At 73.3% G+C, this 13837-nt stretch carries 12 protein-coding genes and 1 riboswitch; of the genes, 10 read left to right on the top strand and 2 right to left on the bottom strand.

What is annotated here, in order from left to right:
* The first annotated feature begins 184 nt into the window (after positions 1-184).
* Positions 185-335, top strand: a riboswitch (cobalamin riboswitch).
* A gap of 107 nt (positions 336-442) precedes the next feature.
* The 5 genes from ACWDZ7_RS37030 to ACWDZ7_RS37050 all read left to right on the top strand — a co-directional run bounded on the left by ACWDZ7_RS37030 (position 443) and on the right by ACWDZ7_RS37050 (position 7046).
* Positions 443-1396, top strand: coding sequence for a cobalamin biosynthesis protein (locus tag ACWDZ7_RS37030; protein WP_451803140.1), 954 nt, complete (start codon positions 443-445; stop codon positions 1394-1396).
* Between the two features lie 8 nt (positions 1397-1404).
* Positions 1405-2952 carry a cobyric acid synthase gene (locus ACWDZ7_RS37035; RefSeq protein WP_451803187.1) on the top strand — a complete coding sequence of 516 codons (1548 nt, stop codon included), beginning with the start codon at positions 1405-1407 and terminating at the stop codon, positions 2950-2952.
* Between the two features lie 61 nt (positions 2953-3013).
* Positions 3014-5101: a putative cobaltochelatase gene (locus ACWDZ7_RS37040; protein WP_451803141.1), complete on the top strand. Its 2088-nt coding sequence runs from the start codon at positions 3014-3016 to the stop codon at positions 5099-5101.
* Positions 5101-5709 (top strand): cob(I)yrinic acid a,c-diamide adenosyltransferase, encoded by a 609-nt coding sequence (cobO, locus tag ACWDZ7_RS37045; RefSeq protein WP_451803142.1) that lies wholly within the window; start codon positions 5101-5103, stop codon positions 5707-5709. The genes ACWDZ7_RS37040 and cobO overlap by 1 nt, the downstream gene beginning before the upstream one ends.
* Complete coding sequence (locus tag ACWDZ7_RS37050; RefSeq protein ID WP_451803143.1) at positions 5703-7046, top strand: cobyrinate a,c-diamide synthase; 1344 nt, start codon at positions 5703-5705, stop codon at positions 7044-7046. The genes cobO and ACWDZ7_RS37050 overlap by 7 nt, the downstream gene beginning before the upstream one ends.
* Before the next feature lie 32 nt (positions 7047-7078).
* Here ACWDZ7_RS37050 and ACWDZ7_RS37055 read toward each other — a convergent pair whose 3' ends face one another.
* Positions 7079-7810 (bottom strand): ZIP family metal transporter, encoded by a 732-nt coding sequence (locus tag ACWDZ7_RS37055; protein WP_451803144.1) that lies wholly within the window; start codon positions 7808-7810, stop codon positions 7079-7081.
* 94 nt (positions 7811-7904) lie between these two features.
* On the opposite strand from ACWDZ7_RS37055, the gene cobC reads away from it, so the two are divergent.
* The 3 genes from cobC to ACWDZ7_RS37070 all read left to right on the top strand — a co-directional run bounded on the left by cobC (position 7905) and on the right by ACWDZ7_RS37070 (position 10452).
* Positions 7905-9365 carry an Rv2231c family pyridoxal phosphate-dependent protein CobC gene (gene cobC, locus ACWDZ7_RS37060; RefSeq protein ID WP_451803145.1) on the top strand — a complete coding sequence of 487 codons (1461 nt, stop codon included), beginning with the start codon at positions 7905-7907 and terminating at the stop codon, positions 9363-9365.
* An 86-nt stretch (positions 9366-9451) separates the two neighbouring features.
* Positions 9452-9826 (top strand): PadR family transcriptional regulator, encoded by a 375-nt coding sequence (locus tag ACWDZ7_RS37065; protein ID WP_451803146.1) that lies wholly within the window; start codon positions 9452-9454, stop codon positions 9824-9826.
* Positions 9823-10452 carry an HAAS signaling domain-containing protein gene (locus ACWDZ7_RS37070; protein WP_451803147.1) on the top strand — a complete coding sequence of 210 codons (630 nt, stop codon included), beginning with the start codon at positions 9823-9825 and terminating at the stop codon, positions 10450-10452. Before ACWDZ7_RS37065 ends, ACWDZ7_RS37070 begins: the two co-directional genes overlap by 4 nt.
* A gap of 121 nt (positions 10453-10573) precedes the next feature.
* On the opposite strand, the gene ACWDZ7_RS37075 is transcribed toward ACWDZ7_RS37070, so the two are convergent.
* On the bottom strand, positions 10574-11668 hold the full coding sequence (locus ACWDZ7_RS37075) for an amidohydrolase family protein (protein ID WP_451803148.1): 1095 nt from the start codon (positions 11666-11668) through the stop codon (positions 10574-10576).
* A 134-nt stretch (positions 11669-11802) separates the two neighbouring features.
* On the opposite strand from ACWDZ7_RS37075, the gene ACWDZ7_RS37080 reads away from it, so the two are divergent.
* Together ACWDZ7_RS37080 and ACWDZ7_RS37085 are read left to right on the top strand one after the other, a co-directional pair.
* Complete coding sequence (locus ACWDZ7_RS37080; protein ID WP_451803188.1) at positions 11803-12903, top strand: pyridoxal-phosphate-dependent aminotransferase family protein; 1101 nt, start codon at positions 11803-11805, stop codon at positions 12901-12903.
* A gap of 295 nt (positions 12904-13198) precedes the next feature.
* On the top strand, positions 13199-13726 hold the full coding sequence (locus ACWDZ7_RS37085) for a DinB family protein (RefSeq protein ID WP_451803149.1): 528 nt from the start codon (positions 13199-13201) through the stop codon (positions 13724-13726).
* The last annotated feature ends 111 nt before the right edge of the window (positions 13727-13837 follow it).

Here is a 13837-nt window from a genome sequence, read left to right on the forward strand (position 1 = left end):
ATTTAGTATATATTTTTTATTCGATTGTGTTTGTTTGTTTGTGGTGGTGGGTGTGGGGCACCGGGGGATCTACCCCCCACCAACCCCACCGTCATGTCCGGGGCCCCGTCGTGGGGCTCTGCTGTGAGGCTCCGCTGTGGGGCTCCGCACACTCTCCCGCCGCAGGTCAACGGCGAGTTGACGGGCGTTCGCGGGGCGTGGTGGACTTCCGGGGCCAACTACGGCGGCAGAAGAGGAAGCCGGTGCGAATCCGGCGCGGTCCCGCCACTGTCACCGGGAAACCGTCCCCGACGCTCCCGTCAGCCAGGAACTCTCGCCGCCGATCACGTCGAACCAGGGCGCGGACACCCTGAGTGAGGACATATCGCCATGCGCGGCCGCCCACTGCCGGACCAGTTCCCGAGCGTCAGCTCCCTCCTCGGCACAGCGGCCGGCTGAGCCCATGAGTGCCGATCGCGACTTCGCGTACGGCGCCGCCGCCGGCCTCCTCGGTGACCTGCTGCTCGGCGATCCCCGCCGGGGCCACCCGGTCGCCGCGTTCGGGCGTGCGGCGGGTGCCGTCGAGCGGGTGCTGTGGCGGGACCACCGCGGGTGGGGCGCGCTGCACGCCGTGGTGTGCGCCGGGGGCGCCGCGGGTGCCGCCGCGCTCGCCTCTCGACTTGTACGCCGCTGCCCCACCGCGTCCATCGCGCTGACCGCCGCCGCCACCTGGGCCGTCGTCGGCGGGACCTCGCTCGGGCGGGAGGCGCGGGCCATCGGCGGCGCGCTCGAGGCCGGGGACATCGAGGTGGCCAGGGAGCGGCTGCCGCATCTGTGCGGACGGGACCCGCAGGCGCTGGACGCCGACGGGATCGCGCGGGCCGTCGTCGAGTCCGTCGCCGAGAACACCTCGGACGCGGTGGTCGGGGCGCTGGTGTGGGGCGCCGTCGGCGGAGTGCCCGGACTTGTCGCCTTCCGCGCCGTGAACACCCTGGACGCCATGGTCGGGCACAAGTCGCCCAGGTACCGGCGGTACGGGTGGGCTTCCGCACGGCTCGACGACGTCTTCGGGTGGCCCGGAGCGCGGCTCACGGCGGGCCTCGCGGCGCTGGCCGGGGATTCGCCCCGGGGCGCCCTGCGGGCCTGGCGCGCGGACGCCGCCAAGCACCCGAGCCCCAACGCCGGACCCGTCGAGGCCGCCTTCGCGGGCGCTCTCGGCGTGCGGCTCGGCGGGACCCTCTCGTACGCGGGACGGGTCGAGCACCGGCCCGTCCTGAACACGGACGGACGGGACGTCGACGCCGCGGACATCGAGCGGGCCGCGAAACTCTCCCGCCGGGTCGGCTGGCTGGCGCTCGGCGTCGCGGTGGGCGCGCGGGAAATACTCCGTCGGTCACGGTCAAGGAGAACCCCGTGAAGAAGCTCATGAGTGGTGGACTACTGGTCGCCGGGACCACCTCGGACGCCGGGAAGAGCGTCGTCACCGCGGGGATCTGCCGGTGGCTGGCCCGCAAGGGCGTCGCCGTCGCGCCGTTCAAGGCGCAGAACATGTCCCTCAACTCCTTCGTCACCCGCGAGGGCGCCGAGATCGGCCGGGCGCAGGCCATGCAGGCGCAGGCCGCCCGCGTCGAGCCGAGCGCCCTGATGAACCCCGTACTGCTCAAGCCGGGCAGCGACCGGTCGAGTCAGGTCGTACTCATGGGCAAGCCGGTGGGCGAGATGAGCGCGCGCGGGTTCTTCGGGGGGTCGGGGGGGTCGTCCCCCGGGGAGAGACTGCGCGGGGGGCGCCAGGCGACGCTACTCGACACCGTCGTGGGCTGCCTCGAAGAACTCCGGGGCAGCTACGACGCCGTGATCTGTGAGGGCGCGGGCAGCCCCGCCGAGATCAATCTGCGGCGCACCGACATCGTGAACATGGGCATCGCGCGGGCCGCCCGCTTCCCCGTCCTTGTGGTCGGGGACATCGACCGGGGCGGGGTGTTCGCCTCCTTCTTCGGGACGACGGCGCTGCTGAGCGCGGCCGACCAGGAGCTGGTGGCCGGGTATCTCGTCAACAAGTTCCGCGGCGACGTCTCGCTCCTCGAACCGGGGCTCGACATGCTGCACGGCCTCACCGGGCGGCGCACGTACGGCGTGCTGCCGTTCCAGCACGGGCTCGGCATCGACGAGGAGGACGGCCTCCGGGTCTCCCTGAGGGGCGCGGTCCGCGAGTCCGTGGTCGCGCCGCCCGTCGGCGAGGACGTGCTGCGGGTCGCCGTGTGCGCGGTGCCGCTGATGTCCAACTTCACGGACGTGGACGCGCTGGCCGCCGAGCCGGGCGTCGTCGTGCGGTTCGTGGACCGGGCCGAGGAACTCGTCGACGCGGACCTCGTGGTCGTACCCGGAACGCGCGGCACCGTACGGGCGCTTGAGTGGCTGCGCGAGCGCGGTCTTGCCGCCGCCCTCGCGCGCCGCGCCGCCGAGGGGCGGCCGGTGCTCGGGATCTGCGGCGGCTTCCAGCTCCTCGGCGAGCACATCGTGGACGAGGTCGAGTCGCGGGCGGGCTCCGTGGACGGGCTCGGGCTGCTGCCGGTGCGGGTGCGGTTCGCCCGCGAGAAGACCCTGGCGCGGCCGGTGGGCGAGGCCCTCGGGGAACCGGTCGAGGGGTACGAGATCCATCATGGCGTGGCCGAAGTCCTTGGCGGGGAGACCTTCTTGGACGGCTGCCGGGTCGGCGAGGTGTGGGGCACGCACTGGCACGGGTCGCTGGAGAGCGACGCGTTCCGGCGCCGTTTCCTCACCGAGGTGGCGCGCGCGGCCGGGCGCCGCTTCGTGCCGGCGCCGGACACCAGCTTCGGCGCGCTGCGCGAGGAACAGCTCGATCTGCTCGGTGACCTGATCGAGGAACACGCGGACACGGACGCACTCCTTGGCCTGATCGAGAACGGCCCGCCCACCGGGCTGCCGTTCATCGCTCCCGGAGCGCCGTCATGAGGAGCCCCGTCATGAGCCTTGTCCCGAGCGCCACCACGCACCACTTCTCCAAGGAGGCTCTGTGAGTACCCCGTACCCGTTCACCGCTCTCGTCGGGCAGGACGACCTGCGGCTCGCGCTCTTGCTGAACGCTGTCTCGCCCGCCGTCGGCGGCGTACTCGTACGGGGTGAGAAGGGCACCGCCAAGTCCACCGCCGTACGCGCCCTTTCGGCGCTGCTGCCGCAGGTGCCGGTGATCGCCGGGTGCCGCTTCTCGTGCGACCCGGCGGCGCCCGATCCGAACTGTCCCGACGGCCCGCACGAGGCGGGCGGCGGCACGGCGCGGCCCGCGCGCATGGTGGAGCTGCCGGTCGGCGCCTCGGAGGACCGGCTGGTCGGCGCCCTCGACATCGAACGGGCGCTCTCGGAGGGCGTGAAGGCCTTCGAGCCCGGACTGCTCGCCGACGCGCACCGCGGCATCCTCTACGTCGACGAGGTCAATCTGCTCCACGACCACCTGGTCGACCTGCTCCTCGACGCGGCCGCGATGGGCGCCTCGTACGTCGAACGCGAGGGCGTCTCCGTCCGGCACGCCGCGCGCTTCCTGCTCGTCGGCACCATGAACCCCGAGGAGGGCGAGCTGCGGCCGCAGTTGCTCGACCGGTTCGGCCTCACCGTCGAGGTCGCCGCGTCCCGCGAGACGGACCAGCGTGTCGAGGTCGTGCGGCGGCGGCTCGCGTACGACGACGACCCCGACGGGTTCGCGGGGCGCTGGGCCGAGGACGAGGGCGCGCTGCGCGAGCGGGTCGTGGTGGCGCGGGCGCTGCTGCCCCAAGTCGTCCTCGGCGACGGGGCGCTGCGGCAGATCGCGGCGACCTGCGCGGCGTTCGAGGTCGACGGGATGCGCGCGGACATCGTGATGGCGCGCACGGCGACGGCGCTGGCCGCCTGGGCGGGACGTACCGAGGTGCGGAGCGAGGACGTGCGGCAGGCCGCGCTGCTCGCGCTGCCGCACCGGCGGCGCCGCAACCCCTTCGACGCGCCGGGGCTCGACGAGGACAAGCTCGACGAGACGCTGGAGGAGGCGCGCGAGGACGAGGCTGCCGGGGCTGCCGAGGCTCCGGAGCCTCCTGAGGGCGACGATGATCCCGACGGCGGCGGTCCTGACGGTGGTGGCGGTCCTGACGGTGGCGGCGGGCAGCCCCCGTCGGACGGCCCCGACTCCCCCGAGCTGCCCTCCCAGCAGCAGGGACCGGACTCCGACGAGGCACCGGCCCCGCAGGAGCCCGCCCCGACCACGGGGGCGGGAGCGGGGGCGGGCGAGCAGCAGGCCGTACGCGCCGCCGAGCCCTTCCGCACGAAGATGCTGAGCGTGCCCGGCATCGGCGAGGGCGCGGCGGGGCGGCGCTCCCGTGCCCGTACCGAACACGGGCGTACGACGGGTTCGCGGCGCCCCCGAGGTGCGCTGACCAAGCTGCACCTGGCGGCGACCGTGCAGGCCGCGGCCCCGCACCAGCGGGCGCGCGGGCGCTCCGGGACGGGTCTCGTCGTACGCCGTGACGATCTGCGGCAGGCGACGCGGGAGGGGCGCGAGGGCAATCTCGTGCTGTTCGTCGTGGACGCCTCCGGGTCGATGGCGGCGCGGCAGCGGATGAGCGCCGTCAAAGGCGCCGTGCTCTCCCTCCTCCTGGACGCCTACCAGCGGCGCGACAAGGTGGGACTCGTGACGTTCCGCGGCTCGGCGGCCGAGGTGGCGCTGCCGCCGACGTCGTCGGTGGACGCGGCCGCCGCCCGGCTCGAATCGCTGCCGACCGGCGGGCGCACCCCGCTGGCCGCGGGCCTGCTGAAGGCGCACGACGTGCTGCGGATCGAGCGGCTGCGGGACGCGGCGCGGCGGCCGCTGGTGGTCGTGGTGACGGACGGGCGGGCCACGGGCGGCGTGGAGCCGGTGGCGCGGGCAGAGCGCGCGGCACGGCTGTTCGCGGCCGACGGCGTCGCCTCCGTGGTCGTGGACTGCGAGTCGGGCTATGTACGCCTCGGTCTGGCCGGGCAGCTGGCCGGCGAACTGGGCGGTACGGCCGTGACCCTCGACGAACTGCGGGCCGACTCGATCGCCGGACTCGTCAAGGACGTGCAAGGACAAGGGAACTACTCCAGGAAGGCCGCGTAATGCCGCAGGGACAGCCGAGTGTCGTACCGGACGACGGACTCACGACGCGGCAGCGCCGCAACCGCCCGCTCGTCTTCGTCCACACGGGCGTCGGCAAGGGCAAGTCGACCGCCGCGTTCGGGCTCGCGCTGCGGGCCTGGAATCAGGGGTGGCCGATCGGCGTCTTCCAGTTCGTGAAGTCGGCGAAGTGGAAGGTCGGCGAGGAGAACGCGCTGAAGGTGCTCGGCGCCTCCGGCGAGGGCGGCTCGGTCGCCTGGCACAAGATGGGCGAGGGCTGGTCGTGGATCCAACGCGCCCCCGCCGAGGGCGAGTTGACCAACGAGGACAAGGCCCGCGAGGGCTGGGAGCAGGTCAAGCGGGACCTCGCCGAGGAGACGTACAAGCTGTACGTCCTCGATGAGTTCGCCTATCCGATGCACTGGGGCTGGATCGACACGGACGAGGTCGTGGAGGTGCTGCGGAACCGCCCCGGCACCCAGCATGTCGTCATTACCGGCCGCAACGCGCCGCAGGAGCTGATCGACTTCGCCGATCTGGTGACCGACATGTCCAAGGTCAAGCACCCCATGGACGCCGGGCAGAAGGGCCAGAGGGGCATCGAGTGGTAGCTCGCCTCGTCATCGCGGCGCCGTCGTCCGGCAGCGGCAAGACGACCGTCGCGACGGGCCTGATGGCCGCGTTCACGGCGGCCGGGCTCGCCGTCTCCCCGCACAAGGTCGGGCCCGACTACATCGACCCCGGCTACCACGCGCTGGCGACCGGCCGCCCCGGCCGCAATCTCGACGCGTACCTGTGCGGGCCCGACCTGATCGCGCCGCTCTTCGCGCACGGGGCGGCCGGGTGCGACCTCGCCGTGGTCGAGGGCGTGATGGGGATGTACGACGGTGCCGCGGGCCAGGGCGAACTGGCGTCGACGGCGCATGTCGCCAAGCTGCTGCGGGCGCCGGTCGTGCTGGTCGTCGACGCGTCGTCGCAGTCGCGTTCGGTGGCGGCGCTGGTGCACGGCTTCGCGTCCTGGGACCCCGAGGTGCGGGTCGCGGGCGTCATCCTCAACAAGGTCGGCTCCGACCGGCACGAGGCGCTGCTGCGGGAGGCCCTGGACGAGTCCGGGGTGCCGGTGCTCGGCGCGCTGCGTCGCACCCCTCAGGTGGGCGCGCCCTCACGGCATCTGGGGCTCGTGCCGGTTGCCGAGCGGCGGGGGGAGGCGGTGGAGTCCGTCGCCGCGCTGGCCTCGCGGGTGCGGGACGGTTGCGATCTGGACGCGCTTCTTGCCCTTGCCCGGAGTGCGGCGTCCCTGCCGGGGGAGGCGTGGGACCCCGCGACGGGACTCGCTCTGGCTGGGTCCGCTCCCCGCATCGCTGTCGCGGGTGGGGCCGCCTTTACGTTCTCCTATGCCGAGCACGCCGAATTGCTGCGAGCTGCCGGGGCCGAGGTCGTGACGTTCGACCCTCTCCATGACGAGGAGCTGCCCGACGGGACCGCCGGGGTGGTCGTCGGGGGCGGGTTTCCCGAGGTGTACGCGCCCGAGTTGTCCGCCAACGAGCCGCTGCGCAAGTCGGTGGCGGAGCTGGCGCGCTCCGGGGCGCCCGTGGCCGCCGAGTGCGCGGGGCTCCTGTACCTCTCCCGTGAGCTGGACGGGAAGCCGATGTGCGGGGTGCTGGACGCCGAGGCGCGGATGTCGCAGCGGCTGACGCTGGGTTACCGCGAGGCGGTCGCCGTGTCGGACAGTGTGCTGGCGGTGGTGGGGACGCGGATGCGGGGCCATGAGTTCCACCGCACGGTGGTGGAGCCCGGCGCCGGGGCGGCTCCCGCGTGGGGCCTGCACGCCCCGGAGCGGCGCGTCGAAGGCTTCGTACAGGGGAACGTACACGCCAGTTATCTGCACACGCACTGGGCATCGCGGCCGGAGGTCGCGCGCCGCTTCGTCGAGAGATGTACGCCGTGAACACGCGCGGCGGCTCGGAGGCGCGCGGCGGCTCATTCGGCGATGCCCACCACGGCCCAGATGAACGCCGCGCCCGCCACCGTGCACAGCAGCGTCGAGCGGGCCGGGTGGTCATGGTGCGCCTCGGGCAGGATCTCGGCCGCCGCGAGGTAGAGCAGTGCTCCGCCGAAGAAGCCGAGGTAGCCGCCGAGCAGCTGCTCCGGGATGGTGAGGAGCAGCGTCGATGCGGCGCCGGCCACGGGGGCCAGCGCGTCCGCGAACAGCATCGCGAGGGCCTTGCGGCGGGCGTTCCCGTACAGACTGGTGATCGTGTACGTGTTGAAGCCGTCCGCGAAGTCATGGGCGATGACCGCGAGCGCCACGGCCACGCCCATGCCGCCGCCCACCTGGAAGGCGGCGCCGATCGCGACGCCGTCCATCACGCTGTGGCCCACCATCGCGGCGGCCGCCGTGAGGCCCACCTGCGGGACCCGGCCGTTGGCGTGCTCGGCGGCGCCGTGCGCGGCCTGCCGGACCGCGAGGAGGCGTTCCACCAGATGGGCGACGAGGAAGCCGGCCACGAACAGAAGCAGCGCCGCCGGTACGCCGAAGACCGGCCCGCCCGCGGCGTCCAGCGCCTCCGGCAGCAGGTCGAGACCGACGACGCCGAGCATCAGGCCGCCCGCGAGTCCCAGGACGAGATGGCGCCGGTCGGTGACCCGCTGGGCCGTCCAGCCGCCCACCAGGGTCATGAGGAAGGCGCCGAGCGCCACGAACACCGCCATGCGCCCTTGCTAGCCGATTGACCCCCTGCCGCGCACATCCCTCGCCCCGTGTTTCCCCACCTCTTACAAATCCCCTGAGGAAAGGACCCTCTCCATGGCTGACGCCCAAGTACTCGTCGTGGGCGTCGGCGCCTGCGAGGGCGCTGCCCTGGAGGAGGTGCTCGGGCTCGTCCGGGACGCGGTCCGCGAGGCCGGTTTCTCCGAAGGGGCGGTCGCCGAGCTGGCGACGGTCGACGTGAAGGCCGAGGAGCCGGCGATCGTCGGGGCGGCGGCGCGGCTCGGGGTGCCGCTCGTCGCGTACTCGGCGCGGGAGCTGGCGGACGTGCGGGTGCCGAACCCGTCCGTGGCGTCCCGTACCGCCGTGGGGACGCCGTCCGTGGCGGAGGCGGCGGCGCTGCGGGGCGGCGGTGAACTCGTCGTCCCCAAGCGGAAGTCGGCGCCGGCCGGGCGCCCTGCGATGGCGACGTGCGCGGTGGTGCGCCGCGACGACGCCGCCAGCGGGACCGGCCTCGGCCACGATCTGCGTCACCACGGGGACGCGGAGGTGCGGGACGACGGCGCGGACCTCACCGACCTGGCGGTGAACGTACGGGCCGACACTCCCCCGGCGTGGCTGAAGGAGGTCGTCGCCGCCTCCCTGGACGGTTTGGCGGCCTATCCGGACGGCAGGGAAGCGCGGCAGGCGGTGGCGGCGCGGCACGCTCTGACCCCGGACCGGGTGCTGCTCACATCGGGCGCCGCCGAGGCCTTCGTCCTCCTGGCGCGCGCCCTGAAGGTACGTCATCCCGTCGCCGTGCACCCGCAGTTCACGGAGCCCGAGGCGGCGTTGCGGGACGCGGGGCATGAGGTGGGGCGGGTGCTGCTGCGGGAGGAGGACGGGTTCCGCCTCGACGGGCCGGCGGTGGTCCCGGAGGAGGCCGACCTGGTCGTGATCGGCAATCCGACGAATCCGACGTCCGTCCTCCACCCGGCGGCGTCCATCGCCGCGCTCGCGCGGCCCGGGCGGATCCTGGTGGTGGACGAGGCGTTCATGGACGCGGTGCCGGGTGAGCGGGAGGCGCTGGCGGGCCGCACGGACGTCCCAGGGCTCGTGGTGCTGCGCAGCCTCACGAAGACGTGGGGCCTCGCGGGGCTCCGGATCGGCTACGTCCTCGCCCCGCCCGACGTGATCTCCGCGCTCGCCCAGGCGCAGCCGCTGTGGCCGGTGTCCACGCCGGCGCTGGTCGCCGCGCGGGCCTGTGTCGGCCCTCGGGCGCTGGCGGAGGCCGGTCACGCGGCGCACCGCGTCACGGCGGACCGGACACACCTCCTCGCGGGACTCGCGGAGTTGGCCCCCTTCGGTGTCCGCGCGGTGGAGCCCGCGGAGGGGCCCTTCGTGCTCGTGCGGGTTCCCGGGGCCTTGGTCGTACGTGATCGGCTGCGGGGGGCGGGGTTCGCGGTGCGGCGCGGCGACACGTTTCCTGGCCTGGGGCCCGACTGGGTTCGGCTAGCGGTCCGTGACCGTGCCACGTCGGACCGCTTCCTGACCACGCTCGCCAAGACGCTTCGCCCCTGACGGGGGCGGTCTCGCCGCGTCCGGGCAGACCTGAGAACTCGGAACCCCCTTCCCTCTCCCTTACGAAACCAGCTATCTTGCATCGCATGGAACCTGGTGATTCGACCAAGCAGGCTCGGGCAGCCGCCCAGCTGCGCAAGGGTGTCCTGGAGTACTGCGTACTCGCCCTGATGCGGGACCGCCCCCGCTACGGCGTGGAACTCCTCCAGGCCTTGGAGGACTCCGGCGCCCTGGCCACCAGCCAGGGCACGGTCTACCCGCTGCTCTCCCGGCTCCGCCGCGACGACCTGGTCACCACCACCTGGCAGGAGTCCGCCTCCGGGCCACCCCGCCGCTACTACGCGCTCACGGACAGCGGCCGGGCCGCGCTCGACGAGTTCACCCGCGTCTGGCCGGGCTTCCGCAACGCCGTCGACGCCTTCCTGACCACTCCCCACCCCTCCACCGGAGACCTCGCATGAAGACCTCTGCCGACCCCGTACGCGACTACCTCTCCACCGTCGGGCGCGAGGCCTCCGCACTCCCCGCCGACCGCCGCCAGGAACTCCTCGCCGACCTCGCCGAACACATCGAGGTGACGCGCGCCGAACGCCCCGACGCCGCGATCGGCGAGATACTCGCGGAGCTGGGGGACCCCCGCACGATCGCGACAACGGCACTGACGGAGGCGGGAAACGAAGCCCCCTCCCGGGCCACTGCACCCACCCGGCGCGGCAAAGTAAACCCCCTGATACCACTCCTGATGCTCACCCTCCCGTTCCTCCTCGCGGCGCTCCTCCCCGACGTCCACGCCGCACAGCTCTGCAGCAGCGTGTTCCGCGTCGTCGGCGCGGTGCTGCTCTGCACCTCGGTGCACTGGACCTCTGTCCAGAAGACCACCGGCGTCCTGCTCGCCGCCGTCCTGCCGACCGCCGCCATCAGCATCTGGATCTCATCCGACGCCGCCCCGTCGGGCGACACCCCGGCCTACCTGGCCAACCTGGCCACGTTCGCAGTGCTGGCCGGCACCGCGACATGGCTGTGGCGCACCCGCAGTCGCGAGCGCGCGCGAGGGGACGTGGGGGTATGTGCGAGCGGAGCACAGTAGAACCACCAGCCCAGCAGCAGAGCAACGCCCACACCAAGATGGCGAACACGCACATACCCCCGCGGCCCCGCCCCACAGACGAACGGAAGGCGCAGACGGCACCACCCAGGGCCCCAAGCCCCTAACCGACCACCCTCCCGTTCAGCACCACCCTCCGCGGCGCCGCCAGCACCCGTACGTCCTCCCGGGGATCCGCCTCGTACACCACGAGGTCCGCCGGAGCCCCCTCCGTCAGGCCGGGGCGGCCGAGCCAGTCGCGCGCGCCCCACGTCGTCGCGGAGAGCGCGGCCACCGGCGGGATGCCCGCGAGCGTCAGCTCGGCGACCTCCGCGGCGACCAGGCCGTGGGCCAGGGAGCCGCCCGCGTCGGTGCCCGCGAAGACCGGGACGCCCGCGTCGTACGCCGCGCGGACCGTGTCGTAGCGGCGGTCGTAGAGCCCACGCATATGGGCCGACCAGCGGGGGAACTTCTTCTCGCCGCCCGCGGCCAGGTCCGGGAAGGTCGCGATGTTCACCAGCGTGGGCACGATCGCGACGCCACGCTCGGCGAAGAGCGGAATAGTCTCCTCCGTCAGACCCGTGGCGTGCTCGATACAGTCGATGCCCGCCTCGACCAGATCCCGCAGGGAGTCCTCCGCGAAGCAGTGGGCCGTCACGCGGGCGCCGAGCCGATGCGCCTCGGCGATCGCCGCCTCGACCGCGTCGCGGGGCCAGCAGGCCGTCAGGTCGCCGGCCTCGCGGTCGATCCAGTCGCCGACGAGCTTGACCCAGCCGTCGCCGCGCCGCGCCTCCTGGGCGACGTACGCCACGAGGTCCTCGGGCTCGATCTCATGGGCGTAGTTGCGGATGTAGCGGCGCGTGCGCGCGATGTGCCGGCCCGCGCGGATGATCTTCGGCAGGTCCTCGCGGTCGTCGATCCAGCGGGTGTCGGAGGGTGAGCCCGCGTCACGGAGGAGGAGGGCGCCGATCTCCCGGTCCGTCAGGGCCTGTTTCTCGGCGGTGGCGGCGTCCACGGGACCGTGCGCGTCGAGGCCGACATGGCAGTGCGCGTCGACCAGGCCGGGCAGCGCCCAGCCCTCGACGGTGACGGTCTCCGTCGCCGGGGCGACCGGGCGGTCGTACGTCACTCTGCCCCCGACGACCCACAGTTCGTCCCGTACGTCATCGGGCCCGACGAGCACCCGCCCCTTCACGTGCAGCACCGCGTGATCGCTCATGGCAGCAGCTTAGGAGGCGCCCCGGACGGGCGGTACGGGGCGCCGGGTGCGGGGCCGCGTGCGGGGCGCTGGGTACGCTCGGTACCGGCCCGAACGAACTCGTGAGCGAAGTGAGCAGTGACGTGAGCAGCACCGTGACGCATCCCTTTCTGGACCTGGCGCCGCTGAGCGCCCAGCACTTCGCCGCCATCGAGGCGCGAGTGGCCCGGCTGCTCGCCACCGAGCAGGACGTCGTGATCATGCAGGGTGAGGCCCTGCTGCCCCTGGAGGGCTGCATCCGGGGCGCCGCGCGGCCCGGTACGACCGCCCTGAACGTGATCACCGGGCCGTACGGCCAGACCTTCGGGAACTGGCTGCGGGACTGCGGCGCGACCGTCGTCGACCTAGCCGTCCCCTTCCACGCGGCCGTCACGGCCGACCAGGTGCGTCAGGCTCTCGCCGAGCACCCGGAGATCGACTTCGTCTCGCTGGTGCACGCCGAGGCCGCCACCGGCAACACCAACCCGGTCGCGGAGATCGGCGCGGTCGTACGCGAGCACGGCGCGCTGTTCATGCTGGACGCGGTCGCCTCGGTGGCCGCCGAGCCGCTGCTGCCCGACGCGTGGGGCGTGGACCTGTGCGTGATCGGCGCGCAGAAGGCGATGGGCGGCCCGGCGGGCGTCTCCGCGGTGTCGGTGAGCGAGCGGGCCTGGCAGCGGATCGCCGCCAACCCGCAGGCGCCGCGCCGCTCCTACCTCTCCCTCCTGGACTGGAAGGAGCGCTGGATCGACGGCGGCCGCAAGGCCCTGCTGCACGCGCCCGCCCAGCTGGAGATGCTGGCCCTGGAGGCCTGCGTGGAGCGCGTCGAGGCGGAGGGCCTCGACGCCGTGACGGCGCGGCACGCCACCGCTGCCGCCGCCACCCGCGCGGGCGCGCTCGCGCTCGGCGGGGGTCTGGAGCCCTACGTACACGAGGCGCGGGACGCCGCCCCTGTCGCCACCACCCTGCGGGCACCCTCGGGCACGGACGCCTCGGAGCTGGTCGCCAAGGCGCTCGCCGCGGACCCGGTGCTCCCGCTGGTCGCCGGCGGCGGGCCGCTGGCGAAGGAGATGATCCGCGTCAACCACTACGGCCCCGACGCGACGCGCGGCGTCGTCCACGCCTGCCTTGCGGCCCTGGGCGCCGCGATGGGCGAGACGGGCCTCACGGTGGACCTGGAGGCGGCGCGCCGCGCGGTGACGAACGCCTGGCAGTAGGCCCCACAGCCTCGCACCGCGCGGCGACGAACACCTGACGGCAGACCCCACGACCTCGCACCGCGCGACGACGAACACCCAGCGGGTAGACCCCACGGCCTCGCGTCGCGCGGTCACGAACGCCTGGCGCAGGCCCCCACGGCCCGTCCGGGCAGGCCCGCGCGACCGCCGGTCGCAGACCGTACGCCGACCCCAACCAGGGCCAGACAGGCCACCGACCCCGCCCACCCCGGACGCCCCGGACGCCCCCAGCCCCCCTTCCCTCAAAGCACCCCGCCATGGCAACCTGCCCGCCATGACCACGCTTCCCGACGGCCGTCGTATCCCGCCCCTGACCGCCGACGAGCCCACCATGCTGGCCAGTTGGCTGGATCTGCACCGTGCCACGCTCGTCACCAAGTGCGCGGGGCTCGACGACGAGCAGACGCTGCGTACGTCCGTGGAGCCGTCCACGCTCTCGCTGTTCGGGCTCGTGCAGCATCTCGCCGAGGTCGAACGGAACTGGATACAGCGGGTGTTCGCCCGACGGGACGTACCCCTGATCTACGGGCCGCGGCCCGGCGGCTTCACGGTGGACAGGACGCGGACGTTCGCCGAGGTGCTCGCGGTGTGGGAGGGCGAGGTCGCCGTGAACCGGGAGATCTGCGCCGGGCGTTCGCTCGACGACACGGGGCGGCTCGGGGCCGAGGAGGCGGCCGTCACGGGCGGGGACGACGAGGTCAGCCTCCGCTGGATCCTGGTCCACCTCATCGAGGAATACGCACGCCACAACGGCCATGCGGATCTCTTGCGGGAACGCATCGACGGCGTAACCGGAACGTGAAAAACGGGACGGCCCTTCAATTCATCCGCGTATTCTCACGAATTCTTTATGAACACAGCTCGCCGTATCCTTCTGCCCGCTTTTTCGAAGCCTAAACACTAAGATTTCATC

Source organism: Streptomyces sp. NPDC003032 (assembly GCF_053591415.1).